Source organism: Streptomyces sp. NRRL F-5630 (genome assembly GCF_000719475.1).
Classification (GTDB): domain Bacteria; phylum Actinomycetota; class Actinomycetes; order Streptomycetales; family Streptomycetaceae; genus Streptomyces.
Genome location: NZ_JOGO01000057.1, coordinates 22143 through 38439, shown reverse-complemented (window position 1 = coordinate 38439; position 16297 = coordinate 22143). Strand labels below are relative to the sequence as shown.

Sequence of the window (16297 nt, the reverse complement as noted above, 5' to 3'; positions counted from 1 at the left end):
GGGCGGGGCGGGGCGGTCGGGACGGTCGGGACGGGAGGCGGCGGGCCGGGAGGGATGGCGGCCGGGGCGGTCGTCGTCGGCAGGGGTGGCCGGGTCCTTGGCGGTGGGGTGGGCCGAGGAGGACGGGGAAGGGCTGCCGGAGGCTCCTGGCCGCGCGCCGCCCGGCCCGGCCCGGCCGGGCGCCTTGTCGCCCTGCGGTACGGCGCGCAGGGCACCGCCGTCGGGCGACTCGTGGGCGACGCCCGCGGTGGCACCGGCGCTCGACGAACCGGCCGGGTCGTCGCCGACGTTCATGCAGCCGGTCCCCGCGAGGGTCGCGGCGAGAACGGCGGCGAGCCGCAAGGGGACGGGGAAGTGGCGCACGGAAGGACCTCCGGTGGCGCGGGACGGCGGAGTACGCACTGCCCAACTCCCCCGGGGCCGCACAGGACACGGCGGGCGGGCGTCCCGCACAATGGCGGCGTGCTGGAGATGAGCGAGGAACGCTTCGAGGAACTGGTGGCCGAGGCGCTCGACACGATCCCGCCCGAGCTGACCCGGGTGATGGACAACGTCGCCGTCTTCGTCGAGGACGAGCCGCCCGCCGACGACCCCGAACTCCTGGGCCTCTACGAGGGCACGCCGCTGACCGAGCGCGGCGAGTGGTACGCGGGCGTGCTCCCCGACCGGATCTCGGTCTACCGGGGACCGACGCTGCGGTACTGCGCGACGGAGGACGAGGTCGTGGCGGAGGTCGCGGTGACGGTGGTGCACGAGGTGGCGCACCATTTCGGGATCGACGACGAGAGGTTGCACGAGCTGGGCTGGGGGTGACGGGGGCGCGCCTCCCCGGAGGGTCCCGCCGCCGCGCGTACGGGTCCGGGGGCCCGCGAGCGGCTTGGCTGTGACCGGAGGGGTCCGGGGGTACCCGGGGGTGCCGGGGCCCCCTGAGCGGTTCCGCCGGGACCTCCGGGCGTCCGGGGCCCGCCCGTCAGCGGTCCCGCCGCGCCCCGTACGCATCCGGCGAGCCCCGCGAACGGCCCCGCCGTGCCCCGTACGTATCCGGGCGCCCCCGCGTGGGCAGAGCATCCCCATGGCGCCCGACCGGATACCGCCCGCCCGCAAGCCGACGCCCCGCACCCGCGTCCCCCGTCCCGGCATCCCCCGCCCCCGCGTCGGCGCCCCGCCGCTCGCCCCGCTCCCCGGCCCCACCGCGCCCGGGTCCCCGGCCCGCCGCTGGCCGCACGCGCTCGCCCTCGTCGTCGTGGCGCTCGCCGGTGCCTGGCTCGGCCTGCTCGTCGTCGGCACCGTCAAAGTGCCCGTGGGCCCCATGGACACCCGGATGGCACTCGCACCCTCGGCGAGCGGTGGCACCCGCGTCGACGTCTCGCCGCTCGGCGCGCTCTCCCTCGACAGCCACCGCGCCCCCCTGCGCCTCGACGTCGAGGCCGACCGGCTCGACCCCGTCCGCGCCCAGGCGCTCGTCGCGCACCCCGAGCGGCTGAGCGGGCTCCAGGACGAGGTGGCGCGCGACGTCCGGCACGGGGCCGTCGAACTGGGTGTCCGGTCCTGCGTCGCCGTCGTCACCGGGGCCGCCGCGCTCGGCCTCGTCGTCTACCGCAGGCCGCGCCCCGCGCTCCTCGCGAGCGGCCTCGCGCTCGCGCTGCTCGCCGCGTCCGGCGGCACGGCGTGGGCCACGTGGAACCCGAAATCGGTCCTGGAGCCCCGCTTCTCCGGCCTGCTCAGCAGCGCCCCGGCCGTGGTCGGGGACGCGCGCAGCATCGTCACCGAGTTCGACGTGTACTCGCAGGAGCTGGCCCGGCTCGTCACCAACGTGACCAAGCTGTACGACGTGACATCGACGCTCCCCGCCTACCAGCCGGACCCCTCCACCGTCCGCGTCCTGCACGTCTCGGACATCCACCTCAACCCGGCGGCCTGGCCCATCGTGGCCTCGCTCGTGAAGCAGTACGACATCGACGTGATCATCGACTCGGGCGACACGATGGACCACGGCAGCGCCGCCGAGAACGGCTTCCTCGACCCGGTCGCCGACCTCGACGCCCCCTACGTGTGGGTGCGCGGGAACCACGACTCGGCGACGACGCAGAAGTACCTCTCCGACCCGAAGCGCTTCAAGAACGTCCGCGTGCTCGACGAGGGCCGCGTCGTGACGGTCGCGGGCCTCCGCGTCGCGGGTACGGGCGACCCGCAGTACACCCCCGACCGCACGGCGGAGCGCGGCGGCAAGGCGGCCGAGAAGGCGGCGGGCATCAAGCTCGCGTACGAGATCCGCCAGCAGGAGGCGCCCGTGGACATCGCGGTCGCGCACGATCCCGACGCGGCGCGCGAGACCGACGGCGCGGTGCCGCTCGCGCTCGCGGGGCACCTGCACCACAGGCGGCAGGAGATCCTGCCGGGCGGTACGAGGCTGCGGATCGAGGGCTCGACGGGCGGCAGCGGCCTGCGCGCGGTCGAGGGCGAGCACCCGGACCCGGTCCAGGCCTCGGTCCTGTACCTCGACAAGGACACCCACCGGGTCCAGGCCTGGGACGAGATCACCCTCGGCGGCCTCGGCCTCAGCAGCGCCGAGGTCAGCCGCCACATCGCGAAGGAGAACCAGCCGGGAGCGGACCCGAGCCCGTCGGGCAGCAGCCCCGCCGCCCCCTGATCCGGCGCCCGCTCCCCGCCCCGACCGGCCCCGCTCCCCGCCCCCCGGGAAACCGTTTTGGCGAACCCTCCTCCCATCCCATATGCTTCTCACGTCCCCGACGCGCTGCGAAGCGCCCAGGCGGGCCAATTAGCCCTCATCGTCTAGTGGCCCAGGACGCCGCCCTTTCAAGGCGGTAGCACGGGTTCGAATCCCGTTGGGGGCACGTTTCACCGTACGGAAACGTACGTCGAGGTCCTGTGGAGCAGTTTGGAGTGCTCGCCACCCTGTCAAGGTGGAGGCCGCGGGTTCAAATCCCGTCAGGACCGCTGAAGTTCTTCGTGAACTTCGTGGCTGGGTAGCTCAGTTGGTACGAGCGATCGCCTGAAAAGCGATAGGTCGCCGGTTCGATCCCGGCCCCAGCCACCGCTTGGACAACGCCCCGGACATGCCGTCCGGGGCGTTGTCGTTGTGCGCCTCGGCAGAGGACCGGGCCGTGACGGCGGCCACGCCGCCTCGGACCGGTTACGAGCGCGCGGCGTGGACCGGCGCCGCCGCCACATCGTGGAGCGCCGCGACAGCCGGCGGCCCGTACCCGCCCTGCCGGATGAGGGCGACGACGGCACAGCCCTCGCCATCGGCTCCGCCGGGCTCGGCGCCCGGCTCCTGCCGGAGGGCGAAGGGCCGCCCCCGCTCCCAACCGCGCGGTTTCCTCCCTGTGGCGCTGGGCAGTGACCGCGCGTCGGGTGTGACACAACGGATGGCGGTGTCCGACGCACCGGGCGCGGCCGTACGACCTCGCACGATCAAGGAGTCACGATGCTGATCACCGGTGGACGAGTGCTCGTCGACTCGGGGACTTACCTGGAAAACGGCGCCGTCCTCATCGAGGGCGAGTCGATCGTCGCCGTCGGGCCGCGCGAGGAGATCGAGAGGCGGGCCGGGGCCGACGTGCCCCGCTTCGAGTTCGGCGGAACAGTTCTGCCCGGTCTCATCGACGCCCACGTGCACCTGGTCTTCGACGGAGGGCCGGATCCGGTGTCCACCCTCCGGAACGCGACGGACCACGACCTCTTCGAGGACATGCGGCGTCGCGGTGAACAGCTCCTCGACAGCGGAGTCACGACTGTCCGCGATCTCGGTGACCGCGGCGGACTGGCGCTTCGCTTGGCGGCCGACATCGCCGAGCGGCGTACGCCGGGGCCACGCGTCGTCGCCGCGGGCACCCCGGCCACCACCGTGGGCGGCCACTGCCACTTCCTGGGCGGCGAAGTCTCCGGCCAGGCCGAGATCCGCGAACTGGTGCGGCGCAACCTCGCGGCCGGGGCCGGGGTCATCAAGGCGATGGCCACCGGCGGGGGCCTGACGAAGGACGGTCCCAAGAGCCACCAGAGCCAGTTCTCGGCGGAAGAGCTCGCCGCGCTGGTGGAGGAAGCGCACGCCGCGGGCGTACCCGTGGCGGCGCACGCACACGGTGCCGACGGCATCGCCGTGTGCCCGGCCGTGAGCCCGCACTGGCGGATGCTCCCCCGGTTCTTCGGCGAGGAACGCGCCCACGCGATGTTCGGTCTGGTCCGGCGGATGGCCGACGCGGGAGTCCGCCTGATCGCGGGTACGGACGCGGGCGTGCAGCGCGCCGGCTTCGACGGACTGGTCCCGGCTCTCGGGTTCTACGCGCACCTCGGTCTGCCGAACGCCACGGTCATCGACATGGCCACCTCACGCGCTGCCGCCGCCCTGGGCCTGGCCGGGATCACGGGGAAAGTCGCTCCCGGCCACCGCGCGGATCTCCTCCTGGTGCACGGTGACCCGCTCGCGGACCTCTCCGCGCTGAGCGGCGTGCACGCCGTGTTCGCCTCCGGCCTGCGCCACGAGCCGGACAGCACGGAGCAGTAGGCCCCCGCCCTGGTGCCTCTGCGCGACCTCGCGCGGGCCCCCTTCAATCTGGGGGCTGTGCCCACGGCCGGGTCATGCCGCGGGCCCGGGGCGGCGGATCCGCCCCGGGCCCGCTGTGACACTCGACGTGCGTCGGTGGGGACTCGCGGCCCCCGTTCAGGTCCGTGCACAACCGCAACCCCAGCGGTAGGTCCCCCCACGGACCGGCGGGGAACTACCGCACGGGCGGTGGTCGTCAGTCGCGGACCAGGAGCACGAGGGCGGAGAGGACGACGCCCAGGAGCACCGCGGCCACGCCGTACCCGAGCCGGTGCCGCCGCAGGAGGGGCACGTAGCGGTCGGCCGCGTAGGCGCCGGGCCCGGTCAGGGTGAGGGCCGCCGCGCCGAGGGCGAGCAGCAACTCGTACTCGACGCCCGTCGGGGCGAAGAAGCCGCCGCCCCACTTGACCGCGAGGGCGTTGACCATGGTGCCGAGGAGCGCCGCGCCCGCGAGCGGGGTGAGCAGGCCGACCGCCAGGCCGAGCCCGCCCAGGGTCTCGCAGAGTCCGGCGACGACGGCCATCGCCTTGCCCGCCGGGTAGCCGGCGGAGGTGAAGAACTGGCCGGTGCCATCCAGCCCGCCGCCGGAGAACCAGCCGAACAGCTTCTGGCTGCCGTGGGCGGCCATGATGAGGCCGAGGATCAGGCGCAGGAGGAGCAGGCCCGCGTCGTGCGCGGGTACCGCGAGGGCGGGAGCCCGGTCGGCGGTGGTTCCGGGGGCGGGATCGGTGGCGGAGAGGGTGGCGTCGGGGGACGGCATGGTGACTCCCTGGGTGGGGGGAGGGCGTGCCGCGGCGATGCGGTGCCCGAGAGAGGTGGTTCACATGCGAACGGGCATGACCGTAGCGGATCGTTCAAATATGAACAACCGCTTAGAATGGCGGGATGGACGACACGCGATGGCTGAACGAGCGGGAGATGGCGGCCTGGACGGGATTCCTGGAGGCGAGCAACCGCGTCAACCGGTACTTGGAGCAGCAGCTCAAGGACAGTGAGGGCCTCTCCCACACGCAGTACGAGATCCTCGTTCTGCTCGCCGCGTCGCCGGACCAGGAGCTACGCATGACGGAGCTGGCGCACCGGCTCATCACCTCCAAGAGCGGCCTGACCTACCAGGTCGGCCAGTTGGAGAAGCGGGGCCTGGTACGGCGCCGCTCCTGCGCCACCGACGATCGCGGGGTGTTCGCCGTCCTGACGGAGCAGGGCGACAAGACCCTGAAGAAGGCCGCCCCCGGCCACGTCGCCGCGGTGCGCGAGGCCCTCATCGACGTCCTCGACCCCACCGAGTTGGACGCGCTGGCCACCGGGCTCGGCAGGGTCGGCCGGCACCTGCGCGACTGAACGCCGCCCCTCCGCTGCTCAGCGGCGCCGCTCGCGGGCCGCGACCACCGGCGTTCAGGGCCGACGGGCCGGACAGGGCACCGACGTGCCGGCCGGTCGCCGCCCGCCGCGGCAGCCTCGCGCACCCGGCGGCCGTCCCCGCCGCGCCGGGGCGCCGCCCGCGCCCACCGCGCGCCCCCGCCCTCCGGCGAGGCGCCCCCGCCGATAACCCCTCGCCGCGCCCGTGCGGCGGGTGCGATACTGGAAGTGGTATGTCCACTTCGCCTGCACCCGCCCCCACCAGCGCGGACCTCGCGCCCCGACTCGCGCTCCTCGCGCCGCGCGACGCCCAGCGGCTCGGCCGCAGGCTCGAAGGCACCCGCCGGGTGCGCAAGCCGGAGGCGAGAAGCGCCGTACTCGCCGAGATCGAGGCGGAGATCGCCAAGGCCGAGGAGCGGCTCGCCGAGCGCGCCGCGCACGTGCCCGAGGTCAGCTACCCGCCCCAGCTCCCGGTCAGCGCGAAGAAGGACGACATCGCGGAGGCGATCCGCGAGAACCAGGTCGTGATCGTCGCGGGCGAGACCGGCTCGGGCAAGACGACGCAGATCCCCAAGCTCTGCCTGGAACTGGGCCGCGGCGTACGCGGCATGATCGGCCACACGCAGCCGCGCCGGCTCGCGGCCCGTACCGTCGCCGAGCGCGTCGCGAGCGAACTGGACACGCCGCTCGGCGAAGCGGTCGGCTGGAAGGTCCGCTTCACGGACCAGGTCAGCCGCGGGACGTACGTCAAGCTGATGACGGACGGCATCCTGCTCGCCGAGATCCAGACGGACCGCGAGCTGCGCGCGTACGACACGATCATCATCGACGAGGCGCACGAGCGCAGCCTCAACATCGACTTCCTCCTCGGCTACCTCGCCCAGCTCCTGCCCCGGCGCCCCGACCTCAAGGTGATCATCACCTCGGCGACGATCGACCCCGAGCGCTTCTCGCGGCACTTCGGCGACGCCCCGATCGTCGAGGTCTCGGGCCGTACGTACCCGGTCGAGGTGCGCTACCGGCCGCTGCTCGCCGAGGACAGCGAGGAGCCCGACCGCGACCAGACCACCGCGATCATCGACGCGGTCGAGGAACTGCGCCGCGAGCCGAGCGGCGACATCCTCGTGTTCCTCTCCGGGGAGCGCGAGATCAGGGACACGGCCGACGCGCTGGAGAAGAGGAAGTTCCCCTTCACCGAGGTCCTGCCGCTGTACGCGCGGCTCTCGCACGCGGAGCAGAACCGCGTCTTCAAGCGGGCGCCGGGCGACAGCGCGCGCCGTATCGTCCTCGCGACGAACGTCGCCGAGACGAGCCTGACCGTGCCCGGCATCAAGTACGTGATCGACCCGGGCACGGCGCGCATCTCGCGCTACAGCGCCCGTACGAAGGTGCAGCGGCTGCCCATCGAGGCGATCTCGCAGGCGAGCGCGAACCAGCGCAAGGGCCGCTGCGGTCGTACCTCGGACGGCATCTGCGTCCGGCTGTACTCGGAGGAGGACTTCGAGGCGCGCCCCGAGTTCACGGACGCGGAGATCCTCCGTACGAACCTGGCGTCCGTGATCCTCCAGATGACCTCGGCCGGGCTCGGCGAGATCGAGAAGTTCCCCTTCATCGACCCGCCGGACCACCGCAACATCCGGGACGGCGTGCAACTCCTCCAGGAGCTCGGCGCGCTCGACCCGGAGCAGAAGGACCAGCGCAAGCGGCTCACGCAGACGGGCCGCAGGCTCGCGCAGCTTCCCGTGGACCCGCGGCTGGCGCGCATGGTCCTGGAGGCGGACCGCAACGGGTGCGTGCGCGAGGTCATGGTGATCGCCGCGGCGCTCTCGCTCCAGGACCCGCGCGAGCGGCCGAGCGAGAAGCAGGCGCAGGCCGACCAGTTCCACGCCCGCTTCAAGGACGAGACGAGCGACTTCCTCGCCTTCCTCAACCTGTGGACGTACATCCGCGAGCAGCAGAAGGCCCTGTCGTCCTCGGCCTTCCGCCGGATGTGCAAGAACGAGTTCCTGAACTACCTGCGGATCAGGGAGTGGCAGGACATCTACGCGCAGATCCGCTCCGTGGCACAGCAGCTCGGCCTGCACGTCAACACGGACGACTCACCGCCCGAGCAGGTGCACGTCTCGCTGCTCGCGGGGCTCCTCTCGCACATCGGCATGAAGGACGTGAAGGAGTCCGCTGCCAAGGACGCCGCGCAGCAGGCGAAGGAGAAGCGGCGCGGCGGCGGGAACGAGTACCTCGGCGCGCGCGGCGCGAAGTTCGCGGTGTTCCCCGGCTCGGCGCTCTTCAAGAAGCCGCCGCGGTACGTGATGTCCGCGGAGCTGGTGGAGACCTCGCGGCTGTGGGCGCGCGTCAACGCGCGGATCGAGCCGGAGTGGGCCGAGCGGCTCGGCGCGCACCTCGTCAAGCGCACGTACAGCGAACCGCACTGGGAGAAGGACCAGGCGGCCGTGATGGCGTACGAGAAGGTGACGCTGTACGGCGTGACGCTCGCGGCGCAGCGCAAGGTCAACTACGGGCGCATCGACCCGGAGGTCTCCCGCGAGCTGTTCATCCGCAACGCGCTCGTCGAGGGCGACTGGCGTACGCACCACAAGTTCTTCGCGGACAACAGGCGCTTGCTCACCGAGGTCGAGGAGCTGGAGCACCGGGCGCGCAGGCGCGGCATCGTCGTGGACGACGAGGCGCTGTACGACTTCTACGACGAGCGGGTGCCCGCCCACGTCGTCTCGGGCGCGCACTTCGACTCGTGGTGGAAGCGCAAGCGGCAGGAGGAGCCCGAACTCCTCGACTTCGAGCGGTCGATGCTGCTCACGGAGGCGGCGCAGGGCATCACCAAGGACGACTACCCGGACCGGTGGCGGCAGGGAGCGCTCGACTTCCGCGTGACGTACCAGTTCGAGCCGGGCGCGGACGCGGACGGCGTGACCGTGCACGTACCGCTCCAGGTGCTCAACCAGGTCACGTCGGAGGGCTTCGACTGGCAGATCCCTGGGCTGCGCGAGGAGGTCGTGACGGAGCTGATCCGCTCGCTCCCCAAGCCGATCCGGCGCAACTACGTGCCGGCGCCGAACTTCGCGCGGCGCTTCCTGGCGACGGCGAGTCCCCTGAGCGCGCCGCTGACGACCGCGCTCGCCAAGGGACTTCAGCAGATGGTCGGCGTGCCGGTCACGGCCGAGGACTTCGACGTCGCGAAGGTGCCCGACCACCTCAAGATCACGTTCCGGATCGTCGACGAGCGACGCAGGCGGCTCGCCGAGGACAAGGATCTCGACGCGCTGCGCGACCGGCTGCGCCCCAAGGCGCGGCAGGCGCTCTCGCGGGCCGCGGCGGCGAGCGCGGAGCGTACGGGGCAGGTGTCGGTCGAGCAGAAGGGGCTCACGGACTGGGGGGACCTCGGGACGCTGAGCAAGGTCTTCGAGACGCGGCGCGGCGGGCAGCCGGTGAAGGCGTACCCGGCGCTCGTGGACGAGGGCGACACGGTCGGGGTGCGGCTCTTCGACAGCGAGGAGGAGCAGCGCGCGGCGATGTGGCGCGGGACGCGGCGGCTCATCCTGCGCAACATCCCGGTGAATCCCGCGAAGTTCGCGCAGGACAAGCTCACCAACCCGCAGAAGCTCGCGCTCTCGGCGAACCCGCACGGATCGATGCAGGCGCTCTTCGCGGACTGCGCGACGGCTGCGGCGGACCGGCTCATCGAGCGCGCGGGCGGCCCGGCGTGGGACGAGGCGGGGTACCGGAAGCTGTACGAGTTCGTACGGGCCGGGATCGTGGACACGACCGTCAACGCGGTGGCCGCCGTGCAGCAGGTCGTGGCCGCCTGGCAGGCGTGCGAAAGACGGCTGAAAAGCACCCGTTCCCCCGCGCTGCTCGCGAACCTGGCGGATGTCCGCGAACAGCTCGACGCACTGGTGCACCCGGGCTTCGTGACGGAGGCCGGGCTGATGCGGCTCTCCGATCTGCTGCGCTATCTGCGGGCCGTGGACCGGCGCCTGCAGCAGATGCCGGCGAACGCGCAGCGGGACACGACGCGGATGGAGAAGGTCCGCGAGATGCGCGACGAGTACCTGTGGCTCCTGGAGCAGTTCCCCGCGGGGCGGCCGGTGCCGCAGGCGGCGCGGGACATCCGGTGGATGGTGGAGGAGCTGCGGGTCAGCTACTTCGCGCACGCGCTCGGCACGGCGTACCCGGTCTCGGACAAGCGGATCGTGAAGGCGATCGACGCCGCGGCGCCGTGAGCGGACGCTCACGGACAGCGAGTTCGACCAGGACCCCGGGCTGCTGTAGAGTCCTTCTCGCAGCCCAGCGCGGTGGACACACCGAGAAGGCGCCGCTTCTGGTCCTGTGGAGCAGTTTGGAGTGCTCGCCACCCTGTCAAGGTGGAGGCCGCGGGTTCAAATCCCGTCAGGACCGCAGTAGAGAGACAGAACGAAAGGCCCGTCACTTCGGTGGCGGGCCTTTCGCGTGCGCCCGCGCGACCCCGCGTGCCCCCAGCCGGTTTCCAGGACTTCGCACGCGCCGTGCCGCCCGGCTCGCCCGGTTCCACTCCCGCGCTCGGGCCACTCCCACTCGCCCCGCCCCTCCCCCGTGACCCCCGAGCGCCCCCCGCGCGACTCCGCCGCGCCCCCCGGGAGCCGTATGCGCCCAGCCGGACGCGGGTAGTTGACCACCCCTTGCCCTCACCTGACCAAGACTTGCCTTGACCCGTCGCCCTGGGCGCGAGTAATCCCTGAGCGGACCCTGACGGCCCCTGAGTGCCCCTGAGAGCGCCCGGGAGCCACATGGACACGAAAGTCCCCCCAACGAGTGATATCGCGGCGGGAGAAGCCCCCACAGCGGGTGGAGCTGATAGGTCTTCTCCCACGGCGTCGAACACGCGGACACCGGGCGAAAGGAGGCCCCCGCCCCACTAACGCACGGTGCGTGGACGTGACAAGGAGTTCGCTGTGTGACGGGTGTCACGTATTTTCTTCGCGAACAGGTCGGACTTAACCCGCGCCTACATGGGGTCAATTTAATATGTGCAATTGCACCGCCATGCAGAGAGCCGAATACTCCCCCGGCAAGACCGCACACTTTGCCACGCCAACGCCCGTGGATCACCGTCCTCGCAACCCGGTCCGCACACTTCCGCACACTCGGACCGGCCCGGGAAGTCCCTGAGACCGCCCGTGCGGGCGGTCCCGTGAGGGAGGGGGCGCACGCGCGGGCGCGCGGGCAACAAAAAACCGCGCTGGACCCGGCGGAGCCCAGCGCGGCCAATGACGTACCCAAGACTTGCGGCAAGGACGCCTGTTGGGGCAGGCGGCCGACGTCGGATATGAAGCTGTGAAGCGGAGCGGAAGGGGTTTGGGGACCCGAAACGCCCGGTAGAGCCCTTTTCGCCGCGCGGTCAGGACTCGCTGCGCTGCTGGGGGATACCCGCCAGCAGAGCGCGGACCTCGGCCTCGCGGTAACGGCGGTGCCCGCCGAGCGTGCGGATCGACGTGAGCTTGCCGGCCTTCGCCCAGCGCGTGACCGTCTTGGGGTCGACGCGGAACATCGTGGCGACCTCAGCCGGGGTCAGCAGGGCCTCGGCGTCAGGGGTGCGAGCGGTCATGAGCGGCCTCCTCGGGAGAACCGAACCTTCTCGGTTCATTCCTCTAAATTCTGCACCTTGACCCACGTTGCCCGAAATGGGCGGACGAAGGTCGAGTCGGTTATAGGACGAACGGCTTGTCCTCGGCACTACAACTACACCATCCGTCCAGCCGCGTCGGCCAAACCGATGGAATTGCCCTCTCAGACGGCCATCAGCGACGGAAGCCGATGGACCGTGCCATAGCGGACAGTTACCCCTCCGTAACGATCAGTCACAGCAAGATCGCTGCCCGCGGCTTCCCCCACGAAAGTACTTTCCCGGACGAGGCATGACAAACCGCCCACAAGTGAACGGAAGGAGCCCCCGCAGGGCTCCTTGTCCTATTTTGACACGAGGAGGGGGGAAGGCCGCAAGGGGCCCTCTACGTGCGATCCATCACGGATCACCCCGCTTGCCCCGATCTGGCGGCGAGCCGGACGAAGCCGTCAACTCCCTTGCACGGAGATGGACTCGGAAGGGTTCACGGCGCACGCCGGAGTGCAGGGTACGCAGCGGGGGTGCGACCGCGCGAGAAAGAACGGGACCGTCCGCGAGGACCGGCACCGGAGCGCCGTGCGGAGCGCGCCGTGCGGAGCGCGCCGTGCGGAGCGCGCCGTGCGGGCCGGCGCGACACCGGCGCGAGAGCGCCGCGGCCACTCTGGCCCGTCCCCGCACCCAGCGCTCAGTTCGCGAACTGCCGCTCCCGCACCGCGCGCCACCGCTCCACGAGCCGCCCGTACGCCTCGCCCGCCGCTTCCGGCTCGTCGTCCCGCAGCCCCGCGAGCGCCGCCGCCATGTCGGCCGCCGAGTGGTCCTCGTCCAGGCCGTCCGCCGGGAGCGCGTGGACGAGTCCGCCGTAGTCCAGCTCGACGAGCGAGCGCGGGTGGAAGTCCTCCAGCCAGCTGCCCACGTCGATGAGCCCGTCGACGAGCGCGCCCTCCTCGACCGTGTCCCGCAGCGCCTTGAGCCCGCGCGCGACGCGGCGGCGGGCCTCGACCATGGGGGTGCGGTAGCGGAGCCGGGGCAGCTCGGGCCGCCACTCGCGCTCGGCGTCCGCGACGAGCGCGAACCAGCTCAGCGGCACCTGCCAGCGGCCCGTGCGAATCCACGGCCGCGCGTCCGGATGACGGCTGAGCCACCGATCAAAATCAGCCATCGCCTGCTTGCGCACGACCTCGGGCAGCGCGGCGTCCAGCACCGGGGCCGGCAACTCGTCCGCCAGGGCGCCCAGCGCCTGCCAGCCGCGCAGCCGGGTCCGCCAAGGGCACACGCACACGACCCCGTCCACCTCGGCGACGAACGCCTCGCCGCTCTCGTGGACCGGCACCGGGATCGGCGGCGTGGGCAGCAGGTCCGCGAGCGAGCGGCGCAACTCGTCCTGGCAGGAGGGGAGTTCAGCGCTCCGCGCGTAGCGCTCCCAGTACTCGCGCTCGGCCCGGGGGAACGCGGCGAGCGGCTCGTAGACACGGAGGTAGGCGGCGTACGGGACGCTCAGCGAGGACACCTTGGGCACGCTTCCTCCCTCCCCGGTCCCGGGCGCGGAAAACCCGCGCGACCACACCGTCCCGCCCATCGTGCCACGCACTGCTCTCACCCTCCCGGGTGATACCCGCCACGTCCCGCGCGGCGCGGGCCCGTACGTCCTACGCTCATGCCGGACCGTCCCCATCCACCCTCGCGGGGCGGGACGTTCGCCACCGCACACGCGCGGCGGCGCCAGCGGACCTCACATCGAGGAGTCACCACAGTGACCGACACGGACAACGGCGTTCTGCACGGCCTCTTCCACCCGGAAACCACCTCGGGCGACGCCGGCGGGCACGAGCAGGTCGTGCTCTGCCAGGACCGCGCGAGCGGCCTCAAGGCGATCATCGCCGTCCACTCCACCGCCCTCGGGCCCGCCCTCGGCGGCACCCGCTTCCACGCCTACGCGCGCGAGGCCGACGCGCTCGCCGACGCGCTGCGGCTCTCGCGCGGCATGTCGTACAAGAACGCGATGGCGGGGCTGCGGCAGGGCGGCGGCAAGGCCGTCATCATCGGCGACCCCGCGCGCGACAAGACCGAGGACCTCCTCCTCGCCTACGGCCGCGCGGTCGCCTCGCTCGGCGGGCGGTACGTGACGGCCTGCGACGTCGGCACCTACGTCGCCGACATGGACGTCGTCGCGCGCGCCAACCCGTGGACCACGGGCCGCTCCCCGGAGAACGGCGGGGCGGGCGACTCCTCGGTGCTCACGGCCTACGGCGTCTTCCAGGGGATGCGCGCCGGGGCGGCCGAGCTGTGGGGCGCGCCGGACCTGGCGGGACGGACGGTCGGGGTCGCGGGGATCGGCAAGGTCGGCCGCCACCTCGTGGACCACCTCGTCGAGGACGGCGCGGAGGTCGTCGTGACCGACGTGCGCGAGGCGGCGGTGCGGGACGTGGTCGCGCGGCACGCGGGGCGGGTCCGGGTCGTCGCGGACACGGAGGCCCTCATCCGCACGGAGGGTCTCGACGTCTACGCACCGTGCGCGCTCGGCGGCGCGCTGAACGACGAGAGCGTCCCCGTCCTGACCGCCCGCCTCGTCTGCGGGGCCGCGAACAACCAGCTCGCCCACCCCGGCGTCGAGAAGGACCTCGCGGACCGGGGCATCCTGTACGCGCCCGACTACGTGGTGAACGCCGGGGGCGTCATCCAGGTGGCGGCGGAGCAGGGCGGCGGCTTCGACTTCGAGGCGTGCAAGGCCAAGACGGCGCACATCTACGAAACGGTGCGCGAAGTGTTCGCGACCGCGAAGTCCGAGGGCGTCCCGCCCGCCGTGGCGGCCGATCGCATCGCCGAGGAGCGGATGCGCCTCGGCGCGGTGGTGGTGCCCGCCCCCTCCGTCGGCTGAGCCATCCGAGACAGAACTCACCCCATCCGGCGGGTCGCCCGTCCGGATAAGGCTAAAATCGGCGTTGACCAGCGACGACAGCCTTCCGTAACGCCCCCGCGACACCGCACCCGTCCCGGGCGGCGTACCGGATGCCCGCCGGAGCAGGTACCGTGGAACCACTACGGGCACGGCCTCTCATCACGGAGTGCCGTCCCTGATACATGAACGCGTGTCAAGACTCTGGGGCCGTCGAGCCCCGTCACCGAGGGGGTCGAGCCATGGGGCGCGGCCGGGCCAAGGCCAAGCAGACGAAGGTCGCCCGCCAGCTGAAGTACAACAGCGGTGGGACCGACCTCACACGTCTGGCCAACGAGCTGGGCGCTTCGACGTCGAGTCAGCCTCCGAACGGGAAGCCGTTCGAGGACGACGAGGAAGACGACCCGTACGCACAGTACGCGGATCGTTACGACGCCGATGACGACGAGAACGAAAAGGACGGGCGGTCCCCGTCCTCCTCTCGCCACCACGACGCTTGACCTCGCGGTCTCGCGGTACCCGGTCCGGGCTACGACCCGGACCGGGTTTACTGCTGTCCCCGAGCGGTAGCGGCGACGCTTCGTAGCCGGCGGTCACGGCTCGTTCGGGCCGCACGTCGTGGTGGTGAACCCGCACCGAGAGCAGCACCGCGGGCGCGGCGGCGCGCGACGGCACCCGGATTCCGGGATGCGCCGTCGTGCGACCGCCGCGTCCGTGTGTCACTTCGCGTACTCCCCGACGAGGGCCGCGCCCTCGGTGTGCTCGCCCCGGGCCACGACCTCACCGGCGATCCAGGCGTCCACACCCCGGTCGGCGAGGGTCGCGAGCGCGGGCTCGACGGCTTCGGCGGGCACCGCGGCGATCATGCCGACGCCCATGTTGAGGGTCTTCTCCAGCTCCTCGCGGGCCACCTCACCCGTACGGCCCACGAGGTCGAAGACGGGGGCGGGCGCCCACGTGGTGCGGTCCAGTCGCGCGTGCAGGTGGTCCGGGATGACGCGGGCGAGGTTCGCCGCGAGGCCGCCGCCCGTGATGTGCGAGAAGGCGTGGACCTCACTCGTACGGAGCAGGGCGAGGCAGTCGAGCGAGTAGATCTTCGTCGGCTCCAGGAGTTCCTCGCCCAGCGTGCGGCCGAAGTCCTCGAAGCGGCGGTCGAGGGAGAGGCCGCCCCGGTCGAGGAGGACGTGGCGGACAAGCGAGTAGCCGTTGGAGTGCAGGCCCGAGGAGGCCATCGCGATCAGGACGTCACCCTCGCGGACCCGGTCGGCGCCGAGGACGCGGTCGGCCTCGACCGCTCCCGTACCGGCCCCGGCGACGTCGAAGTCGTCCGCGCCGAGCAGCCCCGGGTGCTCGGCGGTCTCACCGCCGACGAGCGCGCAGCCCGCGAGGACACAGCCCTCGGCGATGCCCTTGACGATGGCGGCGACGCGCTCGGGGTGGACCTTGCCGACGCAGATGTAGTCCGTCATGAAGAGCGGCTCGGCCCCGCAGACGACGATGTCGTCCATGACCATCGCGACGAGGTCGTGGCCGATGGTGTCGTAGACGCCGAGCTGGCGGGCGAGGTCGACCTTGGTGCCGACGCCGTCGGTCGCCGAGGCGAGCAGCGGGCGCTCGTACCGCTTGAGCGCGGAGGCGTCGAAGAGCCCGGCGAAGCCGCCGAGGCCGCCGACGACCTCGGGGCGGGTCGCCTTGGCGACCCACTTCTTCATGAGCTCGACGGCGAGGTCACCGGCCTCGATGTCGACACCCGCCGACTTGTACGAGGCGCCGGCGGGCTGGGCGGGGGTGGGAGACATGCGCATTCAGGTCTTTCGTCTGCGGGGCGGCGGCGGTTCTCCGCGCGGGCTGGGTCACGGGTCAC

11 protein-coding genes, 4 tRNA genes and 1 pseudogene are annotated in these 16297 nt (G+C 72.3%); 11 read left to right on the top strand and 5 right to left on the bottom strand.

Features of this window, described 5'->3' with window-relative positions; genetic code table 11:
- Window positions 1-363: pseudogene (locus IF99_RS0122940) on the bottom strand (hypothetical protein); the annotation flags it as partial.
- A gap of 99 nt (window positions 364-462) precedes the next feature.
- Between IF99_RS0122940 and IF99_RS0122935 the strand changes: the two are divergent.
- The 6 genes from IF99_RS0122935 to IF99_RS0122910 all read left to right on the top strand — a co-directional run bounded on the left by IF99_RS0122935 (window position 463) and on the right by IF99_RS0122910 (window position 4525).
- A complete protein-coding gene (locus IF99_RS0122935) occupies window positions 463-813 on the top strand; it encodes a metallopeptidase family protein (protein WP_030998784.1) in 351 nt (116 codons plus the stop codon).
- A 259-nt stretch (window positions 814-1072) separates the two neighbouring features.
- Entirely contained in the window at window positions 1073-2650 is a 1578-nt protein-coding gene (locus IF99_RS0122930) for a metallophosphoesterase family protein (protein ID WP_030998783.1), read from the top strand.
- A 132-nt stretch (window positions 2651-2782) separates the two neighbouring features.
- Window positions 2783-2855, top strand: a tRNA-Glu gene (locus IF99_RS0122925).
- 28 nt (window positions 2856-2883) lie between these two features.
- Window positions 2884-2958, top strand: a tRNA-Asp gene (locus IF99_RS0122920).
- Window positions 2959-2981: 23 nt separating this feature from the next.
- Window positions 2982-3055, top strand: a tRNA-Phe gene (locus IF99_RS0122915).
- Window positions 3056-3448: 393 nt separating this feature from the next.
- A complete protein-coding gene (locus IF99_RS0122910) occupies window positions 3449-4525 on the top strand; it encodes an amidohydrolase family protein (protein WP_037827363.1) in 1077 nt (358 codons plus the stop codon).
- 235 nt (window positions 4526-4760) lie between these two features.
- On the opposite strand, the gene IF99_RS0122905 is transcribed toward IF99_RS0122910, so the two are convergent.
- Window positions 4761-5324 (bottom strand): DoxX family protein, encoded by a 564-nt coding sequence (locus tag IF99_RS0122905; RefSeq protein WP_030998776.1) that lies wholly within the window; start codon window positions 5322-5324, stop codon window positions 4761-4763.
- A gap of 125 nt (window positions 5325-5449) precedes the next feature.
- Here IF99_RS0122905 and IF99_RS0122900 point away from each other — a divergent pair, with 125 nt between their 5' ends.
- From IF99_RS0122900 to IF99_RS0122890, 3 genes are all read left to right on the top strand, one after another.
- Window positions 5450-5905: a MarR family winged helix-turn-helix transcriptional regulator gene (locus tag IF99_RS0122900; protein WP_030998774.1), complete on the top strand. Its 456-nt coding sequence runs from the start codon at window positions 5450-5452 to the stop codon at window positions 5903-5905.
- A 251-nt stretch (window positions 5906-6156) separates the two neighbouring features.
- The gene (gene hrpA, locus IF99_RS0122895) at window positions 6157-10161 is read left to right on the top strand and encodes an ATP-dependent RNA helicase HrpA (RefSeq protein ID WP_030998772.1); all 4005 of its coding nucleotides are present in this window, start codon (window positions 6157-6159) and stop codon (window positions 10159-10161) included.
- 100 nt (window positions 10162-10261) lie between these two features.
- Window positions 10262-10336, top strand: a tRNA-Asp gene (locus IF99_RS0122890).
- A 979-nt stretch (window positions 10337-11315) separates the two neighbouring features.
- Here IF99_RS0122890 and bldC read toward each other — a convergent pair.
- Window positions 11316-11522 (bottom strand): developmental transcriptional regulator BldC, encoded by a 207-nt coding sequence (gene bldC / locus IF99_RS0122885; RefSeq protein ID WP_007824215.1) that lies wholly within the window; start codon window positions 11520-11522, stop codon window positions 11316-11318.
- 703 nt (window positions 11523-12225) lie between these two features.
- Window positions 12226-13056, bottom strand: coding sequence for a hypothetical protein (locus tag IF99_RS0122880; protein ID WP_030998770.1), 831 nt, complete (start codon window positions 13054-13056; stop codon window positions 12226-12228).
- A 234-nt stretch (window positions 13057-13290) separates the two neighbouring features.
- On the opposite strand from IF99_RS0122880, the gene IF99_RS0122875 reads away from it, so the two are divergent.
- Window positions 13291-14415 (top strand): Leu/Phe/Val dehydrogenase, encoded by a 1125-nt coding sequence (locus IF99_RS0122875; RefSeq protein WP_030998768.1) that lies wholly within the window; start codon window positions 13291-13293, stop codon window positions 14413-14415.
- A 260-nt stretch (window positions 14416-14675) separates the two neighbouring features.
- A complete protein-coding gene (locus IF99_RS0122870) occupies window positions 14676-14933 on the top strand; it encodes a DUF3073 domain-containing protein (protein WP_030998766.1) in 258 nt (85 codons plus the stop codon).
- Window positions 14934-15152: 219 nt separating this feature from the next.
- On the opposite strand, the gene purM is transcribed toward IF99_RS0122870, so the two are convergent.
- Window positions 15153-16232: a phosphoribosylformylglycinamidine cyclo-ligase gene (gene purM / locus IF99_RS0122865; RefSeq protein WP_030998765.1), complete on the bottom strand. Its 1080-nt coding sequence runs from the start codon at window positions 16230-16232 to the stop codon at window positions 15153-15155.
- Window positions 16233-16297: the final 65 nt, after the last annotated feature.